Origin of the sequence: Campylobacter sp. TTU-622 (assembly GCF_016598965.1) — a bacterium.
Lineage (GTDB): Bacteria > Campylobacterota > Campylobacteria > Campylobacterales > Campylobacteraceae > Campylobacter_D.
The window spans coordinates 1-20,588 of record NZ_JAENKR010000017.1; the positions used below are offsets into that span (position 1 = coordinate 1).

The 20,588-nt window shown below is 27.2% G+C and carries 18 protein-coding genes; 5 read left to right on the forward strand and 13 right to left on the reverse strand.

Translation table 11 applies throughout. The features are described 5' to 3' along the window. The 8 genes from JG677_RS03115 to JG677_RS03145 all read right to left on the reverse strand — a co-directional run. The coding region (locus JG677_RS03115) for a DNA adenine methylase (protein ID WP_200285127.1) at positions 1 to 737 on the reverse strand (737 nt) is incomplete at its 3' end. 1 nt (position 738) lies between these two features. Further along, positions 739 to 1,011: a restriction endonuclease gene (locus JG677_RS03120; protein ID WP_200285129.1), complete on the reverse strand. Its 273-nt coding sequence runs from the start codon at positions 1,009 to 1,011 to the stop codon at positions 739 to 741. A gap of 35 nt (positions 1,012 to 1,046) precedes the next feature. Continuing rightward, entirely contained in the window at positions 1,047 to 1,217 is a 171-nt protein-coding gene (locus tag JG677_RS03125) for an EcoRI family type II restriction endonuclease (protein WP_200285131.1), read from the reverse strand. 122 nt (positions 1,218 to 1,339) lie between these two features. After that, a complete protein-coding gene (locus tag JG677_RS08975) occupies positions 1,340 to 1,471 on the reverse strand; it encodes a hypothetical protein (protein ID WP_267905147.1) in 132 nt (43 codons plus the stop codon). Between the two features lie 11 nt (positions 1,472 to 1,482). Then, a complete protein-coding gene (infC, locus tag JG677_RS03130) occupies positions 1,483 to 2,001 on the reverse strand; it encodes a translation initiation factor IF-3 (RefSeq protein ID WP_200169160.1) in 519 nt (172 codons plus the stop codon). Then, the gene (gene thrS / locus JG677_RS03135) at positions 1,998 to 3,806 is read right to left on the reverse strand and encodes a threonine--tRNA ligase (RefSeq protein WP_200285133.1); all 1,809 of its coding nucleotides are present in this window, start codon (positions 3,804 to 3,806) and stop codon (positions 1,998 to 2,000) included. Before thrS ends, infC begins: the two co-directional genes overlap by 4 nt. A 100-nt stretch (positions 3,807 to 3,906) precedes the next feature. Beyond that, positions 3,907 to 4,704 (reverse strand): undecaprenyl-diphosphate phosphatase, encoded by a 798-nt coding sequence (locus JG677_RS03140; protein ID WP_200285135.1) that lies wholly within the window; start codon positions 4,702 to 4,704, stop codon positions 3,907 to 3,909. A 1-nt stretch (position 4,705) separates the two neighbouring features. After that, complete coding sequence (locus JG677_RS03145) at positions 4,706 to 6,697, reverse strand: OPT family oligopeptide transporter (RefSeq protein ID WP_200217032.1); 1,992 nt, start codon at positions 6,695 to 6,697, stop codon at positions 4,706 to 4,708. A gap of 254 nt (positions 6,698 to 6,951) precedes the next feature. Between JG677_RS03145 and JG677_RS03150 the strand changes: the two genes are divergently transcribed. After that, complete coding sequence (locus JG677_RS03150; RefSeq protein WP_200217033.1) at positions 6,952 to 7,128, forward strand: hypothetical protein; 177 nt, start codon at positions 6,952 to 6,954, stop codon at positions 7,126 to 7,128. 13 nt (positions 7,129 to 7,141) lie between these two features. On the opposite strand, the gene JG677_RS03155 is transcribed toward JG677_RS03150, so the two are convergent. Together JG677_RS03155 and purB are read right to left on the reverse strand one after the other, a co-directional pair. After that, a complete protein-coding gene (locus JG677_RS03155) occupies positions 7,142 to 9,511 on the reverse strand; it encodes a ribonucleoside-diphosphate reductase subunit alpha (protein WP_200217034.1) in 2,370 nt (789 codons plus the stop codon). 15 nt (positions 9,512 to 9,526) lie between these two features. Continuing rightward, positions 9,527 to 10,855 carry an adenylosuccinate lyase gene (gene purB, locus JG677_RS03160; protein WP_200169154.1) on the reverse strand — a complete coding sequence of 443 codons (1,329 nt, stop codon included), beginning with the start codon at positions 10,853 to 10,855 and terminating at the stop codon, positions 9,527 to 9,529. Between the two features lie 75 nt (positions 10,856 to 10,930). Here purB and JG677_RS03165 point away from each other — a divergent pair, with 75 nt between their 5' ends. Both JG677_RS03165 and JG677_RS09020 read left to right on the forward strand, forming a co-directional pair. Beyond that, positions 10,931 to 11,830: an RluA family pseudouridine synthase gene (locus JG677_RS03165; RefSeq protein WP_200169153.1), complete on the forward strand. Its 900-nt coding sequence runs from the start codon at positions 10,931 to 10,933 to the stop codon at positions 11,828 to 11,830. A 132-nt stretch (positions 11,831 to 11,962) separates the two neighbouring features. Then, positions 11,963 to 12,904, forward strand: a complete 942-nt coding sequence (locus JG677_RS09020) for a glycosyltransferase family 9 protein (protein WP_200285137.1) — start codon at positions 11,963 to 11,965, stop codon at positions 12,902 to 12,904. 1,434 nt (positions 12,905 to 14,338) lie between these two features. On the opposite strand, the gene JG677_RS03175 is transcribed toward JG677_RS09020, so the two are convergent. From JG677_RS03175 to JG677_RS03185, 3 genes are all read right to left on the reverse strand, one after another. Beyond that, a complete protein-coding gene (locus JG677_RS03175) occupies positions 14,339 to 15,607 on the reverse strand; it encodes an MFS transporter (RefSeq protein WP_200169151.1) in 1,269 nt (422 codons plus the stop codon). A 133-nt stretch (positions 15,608 to 15,740) separates the two neighbouring features. Further along, on the reverse strand, positions 15,741 to 16,817 hold the full coding sequence (gene rlmN, locus JG677_RS03180; RefSeq protein ID WP_200285138.1) for a 23S rRNA (adenine(2503)-C(2))-methyltransferase RlmN: 1,077 nt from the start codon (positions 16,815 to 16,817) through the stop codon (positions 15,741 to 15,743). A 17-nt stretch (positions 16,818 to 16,834) separates the two neighbouring features. Continuing rightward, on the reverse strand, positions 16,835 to 17,371 hold the full coding sequence (locus JG677_RS03185; protein ID WP_200217039.1) for a phosphorylase family protein: 537 nt from the start codon (positions 17,369 to 17,371) through the stop codon (positions 16,835 to 16,837). A gap of 77 nt (positions 17,372 to 17,448) precedes the next feature. On the opposite strand from JG677_RS03185, the gene rsmA reads away from it, so the two are divergent. Both rsmA and JG677_RS03195 read left to right on the forward strand, forming a co-directional pair. Beyond that, positions 17,449 to 18,234 carry a 16S rRNA (adenine(1518)-N(6)/adenine(1519)-N(6))-dimethyltransferase RsmA gene (gene rsmA, locus JG677_RS03190; protein ID WP_200285140.1) on the forward strand — a complete coding sequence of 262 codons (786 nt, stop codon included), beginning with the start codon at positions 17,449 to 17,451 and terminating at the stop codon, positions 18,232 to 18,234. Next, on the forward strand, positions 18,215 to 20,164 hold the full coding sequence (locus tag JG677_RS03195) for a ribonuclease J (RefSeq protein ID WP_200169147.1): 1,950 nt from the start codon (positions 18,215 to 18,217) through the stop codon (positions 20,162 to 20,164). Before rsmA ends, JG677_RS03195 begins: the two co-directional genes overlap by 20 nt. The last annotated feature ends 424 nt before the right edge of the window (positions 20,165 to 20,588 follow it).

A 20,588-nucleotide genomic window follows, 5' to 3' on the forward strand; every position in this document is an offset into this window, starting at 1 on the left:
TTATAAGGGGGATCAAGATAAATTACATCTATATTATCAAGTTCTTTTGCAAGTATATTTGCATCTTTTTGTATAACTTTAAATTCACAAGAAAAATTTGAAAAAATAGGCATTTTAAGTTCTATTTCACCTTTAATACGTTTTAAAGCATTGCCAGCTTCTCCTCCAAATTTTCCTATACCATTTTTTCCTTTATAAAAACCCTTAAAAACTCCACTTGTATTAGAATGAACACTTGCTTCATAGATTAAAGGTGCTATAAAAAAATGTCTAAATTCTTTTGGAATATCATTATCAATTTTTGCTCTTAAAGTATCTAAATACATTGCATTTTTAATAGTATAAAAAACTCTTTCATCTTTTTGGATAAAATTTTCATCTTTTGGAGCATAAAGCTTACTAATAAAGCCTTTTTGAAGTCTTAAGTTTTGAGTTAGATTTTTATGATATTTTTTTATAGTTTTATTTAAATTTTCATCTTTATTGCTAAGATAGCATTCATTAATAATTCTTGAATAATTTTCTAAATCATTAGCTATAATAAAATTTGAGTGTGCTTTTGCAAAACGACTGACTATACCTGAACCACTAAAGATATCACAAAAGCTAAATTTATCTTTTTTTAATTCTTTTTTAGCAAAATTAAATCCTTGTTCTAAAAAGCCTAAAAGTGCTCTTTTATTACCAAGATAAGTAATGATTTGCTCTTTTAAAAAGTTAGGGTTTTCAGTAGCCATATTAAAAGATATAATACCTTAAAGATGTTTTAGCAATTTCTTTCATAATTTCAAACATTTCATTTACTTCCCACTTATTTTCTATAAAATACATACTAACAGGAGAAAAATAATTATGATCACTATTGCCATCTGCTTTAAAAATATAAGTTTTATTTAGATAATAAAATTCATTTAAAACATTTAATTTTGCTAAAACGGATTTTTCACTGCTTACAAAATCACATCTCCAGCCAAAACATACAAAAGGAGTTATTTTTTCATGATTTAACATAGCTTTAATACCTGTTAAATTTTTTCCTAGTCTTTCTATAGCATTTCCAGCAACTTGTTTGCTTTTGCCTTCTTTTTTCTAGTATCATTAGCTCCTTGTCTTTTAGCATCTGTAATCAATAGAACTTTTTTATAATTCTCATCATCTTTTTTTCTTAAAAATAATACTCCACCATCTGGTTTTATAGTATTATCTATAAAATTCATATCAAATTGGACGCGAATTTTTGTTGATTTAATATTATTAATTAAAAGAAATTTCTATTTTTTTCTCTATTTCAAAATAATATTTACCATCTATAAAATTCGCAACCCGCTTTCATATCTATTTAATGAAAATTTTTTTCTAAATATTCTTTAGTTTTTTGCATAGCTAAGTCTATATTTAAGTCATCTTTTTTTGAATGTAAATTCTTTGCTTTATGTTGATTTTTATTTTCTATTAAATTTTTTCTTGGCATTTAAAAAACCATTAAGATTTCTTTGGTGTTACAAGCATATTTACATAACGACCTTCAAAATTTGGCTCTTTATCGCGGTTAGCTACATTTTCTACCATAGTCCAAATTTTTTCAAGTAGAGTAATACCAGCTTCGGGACTTGACATCTCACGTCCTTTTAAAAATACACGAAATCTTACATGTTTTCCTTGTGATAAAAACTCAAGAGCATGTTTAACTTTATAATTAATATCATTTTGAGCGATTTTTACTGAAAGTTTAATTTCTTTTATATCAATAATTTTTTGTTTTTTCTTTGCTTCTTTTTGTTTTTTTTCTTGTTGATAACGAAATTTTCCAAAATCCATTATTTTGCAAACTGGTGGTTTTGCATCCGGAGCTATCATAACAAGATCAAGCCCTAAGCGATTTGCTATTTCTAAGGCTTCATCGCTACTAATTATCCCATAAACTTTTCCATCATCACCTATACATCTTATTTCATCTGCTCTTATCTCATCATTGAGCAATATTTCTTTTTCTTTACTCAAAAATATACCTCACTTATTTTCTCCTTGATTAAATTTATAAATTCATCTAAACTTAAATTCTTTTGTTCTTTGGTTCTTCTATCTCTTAGAGCAACACTTCTTTTTGAGACCTCATCATCTCCTAAAACTAAAATCATTGGTAATTTTTGTTTCTCAGCAGTGCGAATTTTTTTACTTAAACTTTCATTTTTTTCATAAATTTCACTATCTATACCTAATTCTAAAAGCATTTTATAAATTTCTTTAGCATAAGTTTTGTGATTATCTGAAATTGGTATTATACCTACTGCAGTTGGTGCTATGAAAAATGGGAATTCTCCTCCACAATGTTCGGTTAAAATTCCTATAAATCTTTCAAAAGATCCTAAAATTGCACGATGAAGCATTACGGGCTGTTTTTTCTCATTTTCGTGATTTGTATATTCTAATTTAAAACGATTAGGTAGATTAAAATCTACTTGTATGGTTCCACATTGCCATTTTCTTTTTAAGGCATCAGTAATTTTAATATCAATTTTTGGACCATAGAATGCTCCGCCACCTTCATCGATATTGTATTTTAAACCTTGTTCATCTAAAGCTTCTTTTAAAGCTTTTGTTGCGATTTCCCAAATTTCATCATCACCGATAGCTTTTTCAGGCTTGGTTGAAATTTCCATTTCATAAGAAAAATTAAAGAGTTGCATTAGCTTATCAACAAAATTTAAAATTTCAAGTACTTGTTCTTTGATTTGGCTTGGCATACAAAAAATATGTGCATCATCTTGAGTAAATTCTCTAACTCTTAATAATCCGTGTAAAACCCCGCTTTTTTCATGACGATGTACAACGCCATATTCAAAAAATTTTAAAGGCAAATCTCTATAGCTTCTAACTTCACTTTGATAAACTTTAATATGTCCTACACAATTCATAGGTTTTATTCCATATTCTTGTTCATCAATTTGAGTAAAATACATATTTTCTTTATAATTATCATAATGTCCGCTAATTTTCCAAGCATCTGCTTTTAAAAGTTCAGGACCACGCACAGGTTCATATCCTCTTAAACGATGAGCTTTATAAAGTATTTGTTCTAATTTGCTTCTAAGTCTTGCTCCATTACTAAGCCAAATAGGAAGCCCTCCACCTATTTCATCATCAAAAGTAAAAAGTTTAAGTTCGCTTCCTAGTTTTCTATGATCTCTTTTTTTAGCTTCTTCTATAATATGCAAATATTCTTTTAAGCTTTCTTTATCTGCAAAAGCAGTTCCATAAATGCGTGTTAGCATTTCTTTTTTTTCATCGCCACCTAAATAAGCCCCTGCGATTCTTGTTAATTTAAAGAATTTAAGAAATTTAGTATTTGGCAAATGAGGACCACGACATAGATCTTCGAATTCGCCCTGTTTATAAATACTTACAATTTCATTTGGAATTTTTGATAAAACTTCTTGTTTAAGATCATCATCTTTAAATTTAATTAAAGCTTCTTTTTTAGAGATTTCATATTTTGTAATATCTAGCTTTAAATTTGCTAGTTCTTTCATTTTATTTTCTATTTTTATCAAATCTTCTTCACTGATTTTATTTTCTACGCGAAAATCATAATAAAAACCATCTTCTATTACAGGTCCTACGAAAAATTTAGCTTCAGGATATAGACTTTTAATCGCTTGAGCCATTAAATGTGCACAAGAGTGACGTATTACTTCTAAACTTTCATTAGAATTATCAAAATATATAGCTTTTAAATCTTTGCAATTTGTACTTTGTGTATCAATGATTTTATCCTGTTGTAAAAAAGCGATGATTTCTTGTTCCATTTATTGCCTTTGCTTACTTACTCTGTAAGTTTTGATTAAAAACTTAATTTTAACTTTATAAAGCTTAATATTTTTTAAAATTAAGTTTATTTTTAAAAAATTAGAAATGGCTTTGAGCATCTAAAATTCCAAAATAATATAAATATAAAAATATAAATCCTAAAAAAATTCTATAAATTCCAAAAGAAATAAAACTAAATTTTGAAATAAATTTCAAAAAGATTTTTATAACAAAAATAGCAACAAAAAACGCTGTTATAAATCCTATAACTAAAGGAATTAAAGTCTCATTAGTGTTAAAAATGTGAGGTTCTTTGTAAATACTATAAGCTGTAGCTATGATCATGGTTGGAATTGCAAGTAAAAAACTAAATTCAGCTGCGATTTTACGATTAAATCCTAATAAAAGCCCCCCAATAATACTTGCCCCACTTCTTGAGGTGCCAGGAATCATGGCTAAAGATTGAAAAAGCCCAATACAAAAAGCTTGTTTAAAAGATATTTCATCTAAGGAGTTAATTTGATAATTTTTATTTTTATGTAATCTTTCTATAATAATAAATACTATACCTCCAAGTATTAGCATTATGACAACTACATAGCCATTAAACAAAAGATCTAAATGCTTGGCAAGAAAAAATCCAATAACTCCAGTAGGAAAAAATCCTACAGCAAGTTTAACCCATAGTTTAATATTTTGAAAAAGGTTATTCCAAAATACAAATAAAACAGCAAGGATAGAACCAAGTTGAATTATAATTAAAAAACTTCTTAAAAATTCATTTTGCTCTAATCCTAAAATAGTAGTTCCTAAAATCATATGTCCTGTTGAAGATATAGGTAAAAATTCGGTTAAACCTTCTATGATTCCAAGCATTAAAGCGTGAAGATTTTCCATCTTAGTCCTTTTTTACTATACGTTTTACAAAATATAACATAACAGCTATAAAAACAATAGATGCTAAAATTCCATTATCTGTGAAACCTAAATTCAGAGCCAAAGGTTCTTCGCTTCCTTGATTGCTTACAGAAAAAACTGTAATACCTGCTATGATAACTCCAAAAATACTTTCTCCAACTATAAGTCCTGAAGCAAATAAAATTCCTTTTTGCTCGCATTTTGCAATTTTTTCTTCTTTGTGAGAATTGTGTGCATATTTTTTCTTAAGATATTTCATTACATAATAATTTAAAATCCCACCTACTATAAGTGGTATGATTGCTTCTGGGGGCAGATAAATACCTATACCTACTGCTAAAGGAGGTAGAGATTTTTGATATTTTTTTAAAATTTTATCAATAATTATAATAGCAACACCAATTAAAGCTCCAAATATAATGTAATTCCACGCTATATTATGATTAAAAATTCCTTGTGCTATTGTACTCATTAAATTAGCTTGAGGAGCAGCTAAAGCAGCAGAAATATCCATATCAGGTCTTGGCATAGCACCTTTAAAACCATAAGCTTGATATAATAAATTTAACACAGGAACTATAGCTAAAGCCCCAAATATACATCCTATAAGTAAAGAAACTTGTTGTTTCCAAGGAGTAGCTCCAACCAAATGTCCTGTTTTTAGATCTTGTAAGTTATCGTTTGATATAGCAGCTGTTGCTAAAATCGCACTAGTTGTAAAAATAGCTAAAGCAATAGCAAATTTAGATAATGATGCATCTGCAAAAATTTTCTCTTGTGATCCTAAAAATAAAATTACCAAAGAAGAAACAATTATACCTATAAGTCCAATTCCTGAAATAGGGCTAGATGAAGATCCTACAAGTCCTGCCATATAACCACAAGCTGCTGCTACAAAAAATCCAATCAAGATTGCAATTAAAGTTCCAGATATAGCAAAAATAATATGATTTGAAAGACTTAAATTTGCATCAGTTACGAAATTATAAAAAGCAATAAAAAGTCCTATAGTCATAAGAATAAATAGGATAAAAATACTTTTTAAAGAGAGATCAGTATCTTTAGGATCAAGGCTTTGAGTATTAGAAATTTTGGTGTTTTTGATAATTTCTTTTAATCCTTTTATTACAGGATCTAAAAGTTCTATTAAAGTCCAAAGTGCGGCTATTGCTATAGCTCCTGTTCCTATAAGTCTTACTTTTGCTGACCAAACACTTGTAGCCAATTCTGTTGCACTTTTAGCACTATCGAAATCTAAATTTGAAAGATAAGGCGTAAAAACTCCCCAAGCTAAAAACATTCCTAAAAAAAGTGCCAATGCCCCTGCTAGTCCTACAAGGTATCCAGCCCCTAAAAGTGCTAAAGAATAACCAGTAGAAAAACCAAAAGCCATTTTATTCCATATAAATGAAAAATTACTTTCAGTAGCTAATATCTTAAAACCACTACTTAAAAGACTAACAAAAGCTGCAATAAAAGAACCTGAAATTATTTCTTTTACACCGTTTTTACTTTTTTTATTGCTTTGATCTTGATTGACTACTTTTAAAATTTCAGCTGCTGCTCTTCCTTCCGGATATACTAGTTTGCTTTTAGTTACCATAGCTCTTCTTAAAGGTATGGTAAATAAAACTCCTAAACCTCCTCCGCAAAGACAAATTAAAAAAGTTTGCCAAAGTGGAAATTCGGTCCAATAACCACACATAAAAAGCCCAGGTATAACAAATATAACAGAAGATAAAGTTCCGGCTGCAGAAGCTTGAGTTTGAACCATATTATTTTCTAAAATATTTGAATTTTTAAAAAAACTTAATACTGCCATAGATATTACTACAGCGGGAATTGAAGATGAAAAAGTAAGTCCTACTTTAAGACCTAAATAAACATTAGAAGCTGTAAAAATAATGGTTAAAATACTTCCTAGAAGCATTCCTCTAAAAGTTAGTTCCGCAAGTGAGTTATTTTTATACATTTTTTATCTCGTTTTTTAATTGTATAGAATTTAACATTTTCATCCTTTTGATTTTTAAAAATAATAAAGATACAAAAAAAAAGCTTAGAGCTTTTTAAAATATGTGTTAACTTTTGAATGAATAGTAAATAAATCAAATATTAGTATGTTTCATTTGGTAACTATTATGATAGTTTAAATAATTAAAACTACATAAATTATAAAAATTAATTTTATAATATAAATAACACTTAATACATAATAAGGAGAATAAAATGAAATTTTTAATTTCTTTTTTAGTTTTATCAAGTATTTTTATATTTAATGCTTTTGCTGATCAAAATATGGAAGATGCTAAAGGAAAGATTAGAATAAGTTGCAATTATCCTATGAAAGATATTAATAATGATGCTATGCAAGACTTCAATGCTACTTGCTCATCAGAACAATAATGGCTTTAAGCCATTATTGACAACCTTCGCACTCTATGCTTCTATCTGCAACATTAACTTTTTCACTGTCAGGGCTTTCACTTCTTAGATAATAAGTTGATTTAATCCCTAATTCCCAAGCTAATTGATAAATTTCATTAAGATATCCACCACTTGCTTTATCAAGAGACAAGAATATATTAAGACTTTGTCCTTGATCTATCCATTTTCCTCGTATAGCAGCAGCTTTTACTAGAATTTTTTGATCAAGTTCATAAGCTGGAGTATAATATTGCCAAGTTTCTAAATTTAAATTTGGAACAACTACAGGTATCATCCCGCTTAAATTTTGCTCAAACCATTTTCTTTTATAAACAGGTTCTATAGTTTGCGTTGTTCCTACTAGAATAGAGATTGAAGAAGTAGGAGCAATAGCCATTAAATATCCATTTCTCATACCATCTTTTTTAACTTTTTCTCTCAATTTATCCCAATTACACATACTTTGATCAAATAATCCTTCTTTTAGTGTTAAAGCTTTGGCTTTTGGATTTGCTAGATCTATTGGAAAAATTCCTTTACTCCAATTTGATCCTTTAAATTCAGGATAAACTCCTTTTTCTATGGCCAAATTTGAACTTGTATTAATTGCTTCATAACTAATTTGTTCCATTATTTCATCAATTTTATTGAAATGCTCATCACTTCCCCAATAAATTTTAGCCTCTGCGAGCATTTGAGCTTCTCCCATTACTCCAAGTCCTATGGCACGAGATTTTAAATTTGTATCTTTTACTTTTCTATGTGGATAAAAATTAAGATCAATTACATTATCAAGCATTCTTATAGCAGTTGGAACAACACGTTTTATATCTTCTTGTGTATAAACTTTACTTAAATTTATACTTGCTAGATTACAAACTGCTGTTTTGCCATCATTTTTAAATTTTTCAACTATATAAACTTTATCACCATCTATGTTATCTAAAGTACTTATTTTTTTAGCCGGTTTTTGATAATTTCCATTGACAGTAACTATTTCTTCTTCATGAAAATATTTTTCTTTACCATTTTCGAAAACAACTTTAATTTGATAATAGTTTGGTTCAGTGTTTTGAAAGATTTCTGTACATAAATTTGAACTTCTAATAATACCTGAGTGCGCATTTGGGTTGGCTTTATTGGCATTATCTTTAAAACATAAAAAAGGCATACCTGTTTCAAAATAATTAAGTAATATTTTTTTCCAAAGTTCTTTTGCTTCTATGATTTCTTTAACAATGCTTTCATCTTTTTCATATTCTTCATATCTTTTTTCAAATTCTTCCCCATATAAATCACATAAATCAGCAGTATCAGCAGGATCAAAAAGAGTCCATTTATCATTGGCTCTGACTCTTTTCATAAAAAGATCGTTAATCCATAATGCAGGAAAAAGTTCATGTGCTCTTCTTCTTTCTTCTCCAGAATTTTTGCGTAAATCTATAAAATCGCTAATGTCCATATGCCAAGGTTCTATATAAACTGCAATTGCTCCTTTTCTAGTTCCTAGTTGATCAACCGCCACTGCTATATCATTAGTAATTTTTAAAAAAGGTATGATTCCGCCAGCTGCATTTTTGTGCCCATCTATGCTTCCACCCATAGCACGTACCTTAGACCAATCCCAGCCTATACCACCACCAAATTTAGAAAGCAAAGCCATTTCTTGATAAGAGTCAAATATCCCTTCTATATTATCAGGTGTGCTTCCTATATAACAAGAGCTAAGTTGATGACGTGTGGTTCTAGCATTTGAAAGAGTAGGAGTAGCTAGCATTACTTCAAATTTAGAAATAAGATCATAAAATTTCTTTGCCCATTCTGTAGGATTAAATTCATTTTGAGCTAAAAACATTGCAATAGCCATAAACATTTGTTGAGGTAGTTCTATAGGCATACCTTTGCTATCTTTTATTAGATATCTATCATAAAGGGTTTTAATACCAAGATAAGTAAATTGCATATCTCTTTCAGGTTTTATATAATCATTTAAATCATCAAGATCATATTTTTCTTTAAGTCCCAGTAAGATTCTACCTTCTTTTTCTCCTTTTTCAAAGTATTCTCTTAAATGATTGTAGCGATTCATGCCATTTACTTTTTTATAAAGATCAAATAAAAAAAGTCTAGCTGCAACGAAAGTCCAATTAGGACAATCAATATCTATTTTATCTACTGCTGTTTTAATTAAAGTTTTTTGTATTTCCTCAGTAGTTATTCCATCGCGGAATTGAATTTTTGCATCAAGTTCTAATTCGCTTAGATTTACCCCTTCTAAATTTTTAACAGCATCAGAAGTACATTTTTTAATTTTTGAGATATCTAATTCCTCGGTGCGTCCATTTCTTTTAATAACTTTCATAATCAACCTTTAAAATTATTTAAATGTTCTTGCAAAAATTGCATCAATATTTTTTGTGTAATAAGAATAATCAAAACATTTTCTAATATCTTCTTCATTGAGTTTTGATCTTAAATCTTTATCATTTAAAAGAGCAATTAAAAATAAACTTTCATTTTTTTCATTGAGAGCAGATTTTCCATCTTGTAAATCATTCCAAACTTTCATTGCATTTCTTTGGACAATCTTATAAGCTTCTTCACGACTTAAACCTTTAAGTGGTAATTCCAAAAGAACTCTTCCTGAAAAAACTAATCCACCTGTAAGATTTAAATTTTTCATCATATTTTTAGGGTAAACTAAAAGATTATTAATCAAATCTTTTAGTCTATTTAACATAAAATCAGCAGTAATAAAAGCATCAGGTAAGATAAATCTTTCTACACTTGAATGGCTTATATCTCTTTCATGCCAAAGAGCAACATTTTCTAAAGCTGGTGTTACAAAGGATCTTAAAATCCTACAAAGTCCTGTAATATTTTCACTTAAAACAGGGTTTCTTTTATGTGGCATAGCTGAGCTTCCTTTTTGTCCTTGTGAAAAATATTCTTCAGCTTCATAAACTTCTGTTCTTTGAAAATGTCTAATTGCTACAGCAATTTGCTCACAGCTTGAGGCTAAAATTGCTATAGCTGAAATTACTTGTGCGTAACGATCTCTTTGAATTATTTGATTTGAAACAGGGGCTGGTTTTAAATTTAAAATTTTACAAACCTCTTCTTCAAATTCCAAAGGAGCGTGAGCAAAATTTCCCATAGCTCCACTAATTTTTCCATAACTAATTACTTCTTTTGCGTGAAGCAAGAGATCTTTTGCATTTTTTATTTCATCATACCAAATTGCCATTACTAAACCAAAAGTTATAGGTTCGCCGTGAATTCCGTGACTTCTTCCTACCATTAGAGTGTTTTTATGCTCTAAGGCACGTTTTTTAATTGCATCTAAAAGTTGTTCTAAATCTTCTAAAATTATTTCTAAACTCTCTTTTATTTGTAAAGCTACAGCAGTATCAATACAATCAGAACTTGTCATTGCATAATGTAAAAAACGACCTTCTTCTCCCAAATTTTCACTAACATTTGTAAGAAAAGCTATGACATCGTGTTTGGTAGTCTTTTCGATTTCATCAATTCTATTAATATCAAATTTAGCATTTTCTAAAATTTTTTTACAATCTACATCATTTATAATTCCAAGCTTATTCCAAGCTTTAACTGCGGCTAATTCTACCTTAAGCCAAGCGTCATATTTAGCCCTTAAGTCCCATTTTTTAGCCATTATTTCTCTGCTATATCTTTGAACCATTTTAAACCTTTTTGGTTATAATTTTATTAATAAAAAAATATGATTTTATCTAAAAAAATTTAAAAAAGGTTAAAGTTGCCTTATACGAAAATTAAGCTATCAAATAATGGAAAAAAGGCATTTGAAGTTCTTATGGAAAACTTAAAAATTTCTATAAATGAAGCTCAAAAACTTATAGATAAAAAAAGACTTTTTTGTAATGGAAATTTGGTTAATAAAAAAAATGAATTTTTAAATGGCGAAATTGAACTTATAGTTTATGAAAATAAACCAAGAGGTATAGAAATTGTTTTTGAAAATGAAGATTTTGCCGTACTTGAAAAACCAAGTGGAGTATTAACTCATCCTAATGGTAGGCATTGTGAGTATAGCCTAAGTGATGAAATTTGGCATTTGTGGGGTAATAAAGCTTGTGTAGCCCATAGACTTGATAAAGAAACAAGCGGACTTATACTTGTAGCAAAACATAAAAATTCTCAAATAGATTTTAAAACTATGTTTGAAAAAAAAGAAATTCAAAAAGAATATTTAGCTTTAGCACAAGGATTAATAAATAAAAATTTCAGTGTTGATACAAAAATGGATTTGGTTAAAAATTATGATGATGTAAAAACTAGAATGTGCATTTGTGAAAATGGAAAGCATTCTTTTACTAAATTTGAAATTTTAGAATTCTATCCAGAATTTAATGCAACTCTTTTACTTTGTAAGCCTTTTACAGGAAGACAACATCAAATAAGACTTCATTTGTTTCACGTGAAACATAAAATTTTAGGAGACCCTTTATACGGATTAAACAAAGATCAAATTGAAAGAATTTTAGATAAAAAAATGGAAGAAAAAGAAAGGATAGAATTTTGCGGAGCTAAGCGTTTGCTTTTGCATTCTTATCGTTTGAAATTCAAATACAAAAATAAATTTTTTGATATAATCTCCAAAAAAGATATGAAAAAAGAATTTTTAAATTTTTTATAATTAAAACTTATAAGAAATTATATTTTAATAATTAAGGAGTTGAAATGAAAAATAAACTAACGGGGGGGGGTAATAGGATTTTTTTGTCCTTATGGTATAGGAGATAGTTTAATTTCTTTAAAAGCTTTATATGTGATAAAACATATTTATAGGGCAGAAATAGTTTTTTTTGGAAAAAGTAATTTAAAAGATTTAATATCTTGTTTTGATTTTATTGATGAATTTGAAGAAATTCCTTCATTAACTTCTAGTGAAAATCCTATCATAAAAGAGAAAATTAATAAGTATAATTTAGATTTTATTATTTCTTTTCATGCTAAAACTTTTATACTTAAATTTTTGATAAATACTAATGCTAAAAAAGTGATTACTAGAAATCGTCCTATTTCTATTTTTTCTTTAAAATGCAAGTGTGTCTTTGTTTCTTTTATTAAAAGATTTTATAAAAATAGAAACGATGAATTTAAAATGCTTTATTATGCAAGAAAAATAAATCCTAAATTATTTGATAAAGAAATTAAAAATTTAAATTTTGATATAAAAATTAAAACAAATATTTATAATAAAAATATCATAAATAATTTTTTAGATCAAAATAATATAAAAGATAAAAATTTAATACTTCTTAACCCTTTTTCTATTTCAGCTTTTTATACTTTAAAATTAGTAGATTATTTAAGGCTTTGCCAAGAAATTATTTCTAAATTCAAAGATATTTATATAATTATACCAAGCTATGAAGCTGTTCATAAAGATTTTATACGAGAATTTAAGACATTTTTTAAAGAAAATCCACAAAGAATTTATATCTTTAAAAATGATGACAATATTTTAAATATTTGCGAGCTTATCAAAAGAACAAAATGTGTTATATCTCCTAGTACAGGAGTGATTCATCTTGCTTCAAATTTGGAAAAATCAAGCATAGGTTTATTTAGTGAAAAAGATATAATTTTTTGGGAAACTTTTAACAAGGATTATGTTTTGCTAAATAAAACTAAAGAAGAATTGAGTACATATGATATTTTAGAGATTATAAACGAAATACTTTTAAAATTAAAAAGATATTTATAAGTCTTAGATTTAAAATAATAATAAATTAAATTTCTAAGGTTTTTGAAATTTGAATTCTATTGTAGTTTTTGGTTTTAAGCTAAAATTTTTAGCTTAAGTTATCTTAAAGGAGTGATAATGAAAAAGATTTCAATGGGGAGAGGTGTCATTAAAACCCGATGTCTTATGATAGCAAGTTTAGATATGCTTTAAATATATTTATAATGCACAAATTATTGTTTTTGCAAGAAATAACACTTTATTTCTTTTAAAGAGTTTGGAATTTTTCAATTATATTGAAATTTTAGAAAATCCCATAAAATAAGAAAATTTAGAAAAAATTAATCGATATAGTTTAGATTATATATTTCATATAAAGCAAATGCTTTTTTAACTGATTTTTTATCAAAAGTAATACTAAAAGTTATACAATACTTAAAATTAAAACACTTTGGATAAAACTTCTTAAACGTCTTTAATAAAAGAACAAAAGAGATAGGTTGGTTTTTTATGCTAGGAAAATAAACACTAGAATTTTTGATAAAAAGATTAAAAATTTAGAATTTAAAACATAGATAAAACCAAAATAGCACATAAAAATTTAATTAAGAATTTTTTAAATCAAAATAAAATTAAACGTTTTATAGTGTTTAATCCTTTTAGTATTGCTTTAAAAATACCACTTTAGATACTATTCCTTTTTTAAAATTAGCAAAAAATTTAAACAAATTTATTAAGACATTATATTGTAATGCCTAATTACGATTTGGTTTATGATCATTTTATAAACGAATTTTATGGATATGATAAAAATTTATCCAAGGAAATTGTAATTTTAAAAATAATGATGATATTTTAATTAGCAAAGCTTATTAAAATCAATTGTGTAATAAGCCCTAGTACGACACTATTCATCTTGCTGCAAATTTGAAGGTTTTTAGCATTGCGCTTTACCCATATTAGGAGATAATGAAGTACTTTGACCAATATATAATAAGATTATATTTTATTAAAAATACCAAAGATAATTTAAGTGAAGATGAAAAGCAATAAATTATTATGGATATTATTAAAAAATTAGAAAAATATCTTTAATCTTTTTCTAATTTTAAAATCTTTTTGGTTAGCTATATAGTAGGGATACTTTAATAAACTTGGTATAATCTTTTTTGCTAGTATTAAAGGTTTTTAAATGGTAGTTTTATTCTATTGTATCAAATAAAATTATAGTTATTTTAAAATGTTTTCTTGCTTAAGTATGATTTTATAAGATAAAGTTTTTAGATTTTAGTAGTTTTATTATTTTTTCTTTTTAAAACTTAAAGATATTCTTTAAGTTATCAGTGAAAGTAATGATTGGTGAAAAGTATTGAAGGTTTTTAATATGTATAATACATTTTTTAGTCAATATAACTTAAAAAAATGTATCAACTTCTTATTATTGTAAATATATTTTTATGCCACTTCTCTTTTTTGTTTAAAAAATAAAAATAAAATAGCTACAAAATAAATTACAATAGCCCATACTAAAAATGCATCAATGAGTCCTATTTGTCTTACTATAGGTTGAGAGATTATAGGGCTTAAAAATTGTCCTAAAAATATAAAACTTGCTAAAATTCCATAAGCCCTAGCCCTAGCATTTGATGGACAAATAGAAAATAAATAAGCTGTATTATTAACAAGCATAATTCCTCCACCTGTTCCAAGTAGTGCTAAAGCAAGCATTACTGCACTAAAGGAATGGATAAAATATAAAAGCATAAAGGAGCTTCCTACGATGAAAAGAGTTAAGATATAAATTTGTTTTATATTTATAAATTTCATCAAATATTTATAACTTAAAGAAAATAGTCCATAAAAAAGGGCAGAAACTGACATAGAAATTCCTATATATTTTGGATCAAGCCCTAAGTGATCTTCTATATAATAAGGAAGTTGGGTTGGAGATATATAATAAATTACCATAATAAAAAATCCTATAAAATATATAGGAAAAAATTGCCAATAATTTATTTTTGCTTCTATTTTACTATGATTATAAAATTTAAATTTTTTAGGTTCAAATAGATACATATAAGCTAAAATTGTGATTAAAATTCCAAGTCCATAAACCAAAAAAGGATAACGCCAAGAATAGCTAGAAACATAACCCGCGATAGAAATAAAAATGGCTCCTCCAGCAGCACAAAAAAATCCTTGCCAAGAAAGAGCGTTTTCGCGACGATTAAATCCACCCCTACTATAATAATCTCCAAGCAAAGCTGATGCTCCTGTCATTATAAAAGCCGTTGCAATTCCAAATACGGCTCTTGAAATAAGAATGGCATAAATATCATTTAAGAAAAATCCAGCTACTCCTGAAATTGTCCAAATTATCATAGCTGGAAAAATAAATTTAAGTTTTCCAAATTTATCCATTAATATTCCAGCAATTGGAGAAAGTATTACTACAAAAATAGCCGGTATTGTTAAAACAAGACGTGTTAAAATATCAAGATGAGCAAGCGTAAATTCTGTTAAAATTCCGCTTTGATTTTTTAAAAGTATATCAAAATGTTTATTAATGGCAGGAAGAGCTGAAGAAATAACAACACTTCCTAGCATTGTCATTGCAGCCATTGAAAATACAGCAGTTTTAAAACCTTTTTTTTCTGTAATTTCAACCATTTTTTTATCAAATTTAGTATCATCGGGATGAAATTTATATTGTTTTATTGGCATAATAAACCTTTTTTGCTTATTATACTGCAAAAATCATATTAAAAACTAATTTTTATTATCTTTTACAATTACCCAAACCATTCCACAAAAACCTATTATAATAACCAAAGATATAAAAATAAGTTCTATAATATCAAGCCAACTCATTTTTCTTTCTTTCTTTTAATTGTCCGCAAGCTGCTGAAATATCAAGTCCTTTGCTCTCTCTTATGGTACAAGTTATTCCTTTTGAGCTTATATAATCTTGAAATTTGATAGCATTTTCTAAATTCGGACGCTTATAAAAGCTTCCTTCGTGCGGATTAAAAAGTATTAAATTTACTTTAGCTTTAATACCATTTAAAAGTCTAACAAGTTCTTTTGCGTGATCAATTTTATCATTGATATTATCAATCAAAAGATATTCAAACATAACTCTTTTTCTTTGATCTATAGGAAATTCACGTACAGCTTGCATAATAGAAGCTATATTGTAAGCTTTGTTTATAGGCATTAGTTCGTTGCGTAAAGTATCATTTACAGCGTGCAAGGATATAGCAAGTAATACTCCTAAATTCATTTCTCCTAATTTTTTAATTTGATTTGCCAACCCACTTGTGCTTATAGTTTGGCGTCTAGGACTTATACATAATCCATCGTTATGAGATAGTATTTTAATGGCTTTTGAAACATTATTAAGATTATCAAGAGGTTCTCCCATCCCCATATATACTATATTAACACGTCTTTCATAAGGAATTTGATTATCTTTTTTGATGCAAAGAATTTGTGCTACTATTTCCCCAGCACTTAAATTTCTTTTTAAGCCACCTTTTGCTGTTAAACAAAAACTACAACCACTTTTGCAACCTACTTGAGAAGAAACGCAAATAGTATATTTAGCATTGGCAATTTTTATACCTTTTTCGTTAAATTTTTCTTCTTTCATTGGCAAAAGCACACTTTCTATTCTTAAGCCATCTTTGAGTTCAAAAAGATATTTTATACTCCCATCTTTACTTTGTTCTTTATAGATTATTTTAAGAGGATTAAAATAATATTTTTCATTCATTTCCTCTCTTAGACTTTTTGGCAAAGAACTCATTTCTAAAAAATTATTAGCATATTTTTGATATATCCATTGATAAATTTGTTTCACGCGAAACATTGGTTTGATATTTTCTTCTAATTCTTCGGGCAAAAGATCTAAAATATTTATAGTTTCTTTCAAAATTTATTCCTTGAATTTTAAAGATAATTATATTTTTTTAAATATTGTATTAAATTTTCTTTAGCTTTTTGGTGATTTGCTATAAAGTCATTATGTGCATTTTCATCACAAAAATTAGTTGCACATAAAATACATTCTGCAAAAATATTAAAATTTTTAGCCACACTTAAAACCGCAAAAGCTTCCATATTTTCAGCAAAAAAACCTAATTTAGCAAATTCTTTAGCGGCTTTTTTATCTTGGCAAATATAATTTGAAGAATTTATTTTAATTGTTTCACGAGAAACATTTTCATTTTTAAGATAAATTTCATTTTGTGCAGGTGTATAAAAATTATTTGAAATTTTTGAAAATTCAATATTATAAGCACAAGAGCTTTTATAAATTTCTAAAATTTTACCTTTTTCATATAAACCACAAGTTCCTATAAATACTAGATTTGATGGATTATAAGTTTGGCAAATTTTAGTTAAATTACAAGCTGCTTCTACTAGGCCTATGCCTATAGCTTTAGCAAATGAAAAGTTTTCATTACCTCCAGCACAAACTATCATTTAATCCTTTCTTAATTTATTTTTAGAATTTTATCTAAAAAGACTTAATTAAGAATTTTTAGATAAAATAATTTTTTATGATTAAAGCGAAAAAACATTACGGACAAAATTTTTTAAATAGTAAAGAAATAGTTTATAAAATCATCCAAGCCATACCCAAAGAAACAAATAATATTGTTGAGATTGGGCCTGGCTTAGGTGATTTAACGCAAGAGCTTTTAAAAATTTCCTTTGTTAAGGCATATGAGATTGATAAAGATCTTATACCACTTTTGCAAAAGAAATTTCAAAAAGAAATCGAATGTGGAAAATTAAGATTATTGCATCAAAACGCAAGCGAGGTTAAAGGAAGTTTTGATGAAAATAAGTATTTTTTGATTGCCAATTTGCCTTATTATATAGCAAGTTGTTTGATTTTAAAAGCCTTAGAAGATGAGAATTGTTTAGGGCTTATCGTTATGGTACAAAAAGAAATGGCTCTTAAATTTTGTGCTAAAGAAGGAGAGAAAGAATTTTCTTCTTTGGGGGTTTTAAGTGCTTTGATTTGCAAAAGAAAAATACTTTTTGATGTAGATCCTAAATGTTTTGATCCTGAGCCAAAGGTTATCTCATCTGTGATGAGTTTGATAAAGGAGAAAGAATTTAGGGAGCTTTGTAATATAGAAGATTTTAAAGTTTTTTTAAAAGATTGTTTTAAATTTCCAAGGAAACAACTTCTTAAAAATTTAAGTCTTCATAGAAATAAGGTTTTAGAAATTTTAAATAGTCTTAATATAAAAGAAAATGCTAGACCCCACGAAATTTGCGTTGATTCATACCTTAAAATTTATGAAAAATTAAAGGATGAATATGAGCGAAAATAGTCAAGAAAATCAAGAACAAAAAATAAATTTTAACTCTAAAAACAACAAGCATTATAAATATAGAAATAAAAAGAAAAAAAATATTCAAAATTCAGAAAACTCAAATGTCAGTACTCAAAATAATCAAGAAGAAAAAAAGAAAAAAAGAAAAAATCTTCCTTCTAAATTAAGCGGAAATGAAGATTGGCAGATTGCTCTTGCTGAATGTATAGAGGCAAATCGTATTTCTCACGAAAATCGTTTAAATCCTCTTAAATATAATAATTCAAGCGAACATAAAATCCGCATAACTCCTCTTGGAGGTTTGGGTGAAATTGGCGGTAATATCACCATTTTTGAGACAAATAATGAAGCTATTATTGTAGATATAGGTATGAGTTTTCCTGATGGAACTATGCACGGAGTGGATATTATCATACCTGATTTCTCCTATGTTAGAAAGATTAAGGATAAAATTAAAGCTATTATTATTACTCACGCACACGAAGATCATATAGGAGCTGTGCCTTACTTTTTTAAAGAATTTCAATTTCCAATTTATGCAACTCCTTTGGCTTTGGGAATGATTTCAAATAAATTTGAAGAACACGGCTTAAAAAGTGAAAGAAAATGGTTTAGACCTGTAGAAAAGAGAAAAATTTATGAAATAGGTGAGTTTGATATAGAATGGATTCATATTACCCACTCTATCATTGATGCTTCTGCACTAGCTATAAAAACTAAAGCAGGAACTATTATACACACAGGAGATTTTAAAATAGATCAAACTCCAATTGATGGTTATCCTAGTGATTTAGGACGTTTAGCACAATATGGAGAAAATGGAGTTTTATGTCTTTTAAGTGATAGCACAAATTCTTATAAAGAGGGCTATACAAAAAGTGAAAGTTCGGTTGGCCCTACTTTTGATCAAATTTTTTCAAAGACTAAAGGTAGAGTGATAATGAGTACTTTTAGTTCTAATATACACCGCGTTTATCAAGCAATCACTTATGGTTTAAAATATGGTAGAAAAGTTTGCGTTATAGGGCGTTCTATGGAGAGAAATCTCTATACTACAATGGAACTTGGCTATATCAAACTAGATAGAAAAATTTTTATTGATGCAGATGAGGTAAATAAATATAAAGATAATGAAGTTTTGATTGTAACTACAGGAAGCCAAGGCGAAACAATGAGCGCTTTATATAGAATGGCAACAGATGAGCATAAATTTATAAAAATTAAACCAAGCGATCAAATTATCATTTCAGCTAAAGCCATTCCAGGTAACGAGGCAAATGTTTCTGCAGTGCTTGATTATTTGCTTAAAGCGGGTGCTAAAGTGGCATATCAAGAATTTAGCGAAATTCACGTAAGTGGCCATGCAAGTATAGAAGAGCAAAAACTTATGCTAACGCTAATAAAACCAAAATTTTTCTTACCTGTTCATGGAGAATACAATCATATCACCAAGCATAAAGAAACAGCTATGAAGTGCGGAGTTCCTGAAAGAAATATTTATCTTATGAGTGATGGAGATCAGGTTGAGATTTGTCAAAAATATATTAAACGTGTAAAAACAGTTAAAACAGGAAAAGTTTTTGTAGATAATCAAATCAATAAACAAATCGCTGATGATGTAGTAATCGATCGTCAAAATTTAGCTGATAATGGAATAGTTGTTATCATAGCTCAACTTGATAAAGCTTCAAAAACACTTGTTAATAAGCCTAGAGTTTTTAGTTATGGATTAGTAGCTGATAGACAAGATCACGCATTTTCAAAAGAAATGGCTGAAGTTTTAGCTCAATTTTTTAGCAATGTTAAAGATGAGGTTTTAAATGATCCAAGATTTTTAGAAAATCAAATCAGACAGGTATTAAGAAAGCATATTTTTAGAAAGATCAAAAAATACCCAACTATAGTTCCAACTATTTTTGTGATGTAAATTTATTCAAAGCTTTTTAGAGCTTTGAATTTTTGTTTTCATAGCTTATATTTTGCTAAAATTTAATGATTTATTTTTATAAATTCTTTTCATGTAATTTAGCTTTTTATATTGGAAGTATTTTATGCTTTTGTTTTTATCTTCTTAAAAGAAAGTCCATTAAATTATTTTTATTGAGATTTTTAGATTAGTTTAAAATTATTAATTATGATACAAATTTGTATTATTTATTTTTTATATTTTCAACGATTTAAATTGTTATGATTTTTCTGTTTTATTCTTAATCAAGAAAATAAAATATTATTTTGCTAATTTAATGTCAATTTTTTGATAGTTTTGATATATGATTTTTGTATTATATAAATATAATTTGTTTTTTCTAATTTAATTAATAACAATAGTTTTTGTATTATTTAAAATAAAT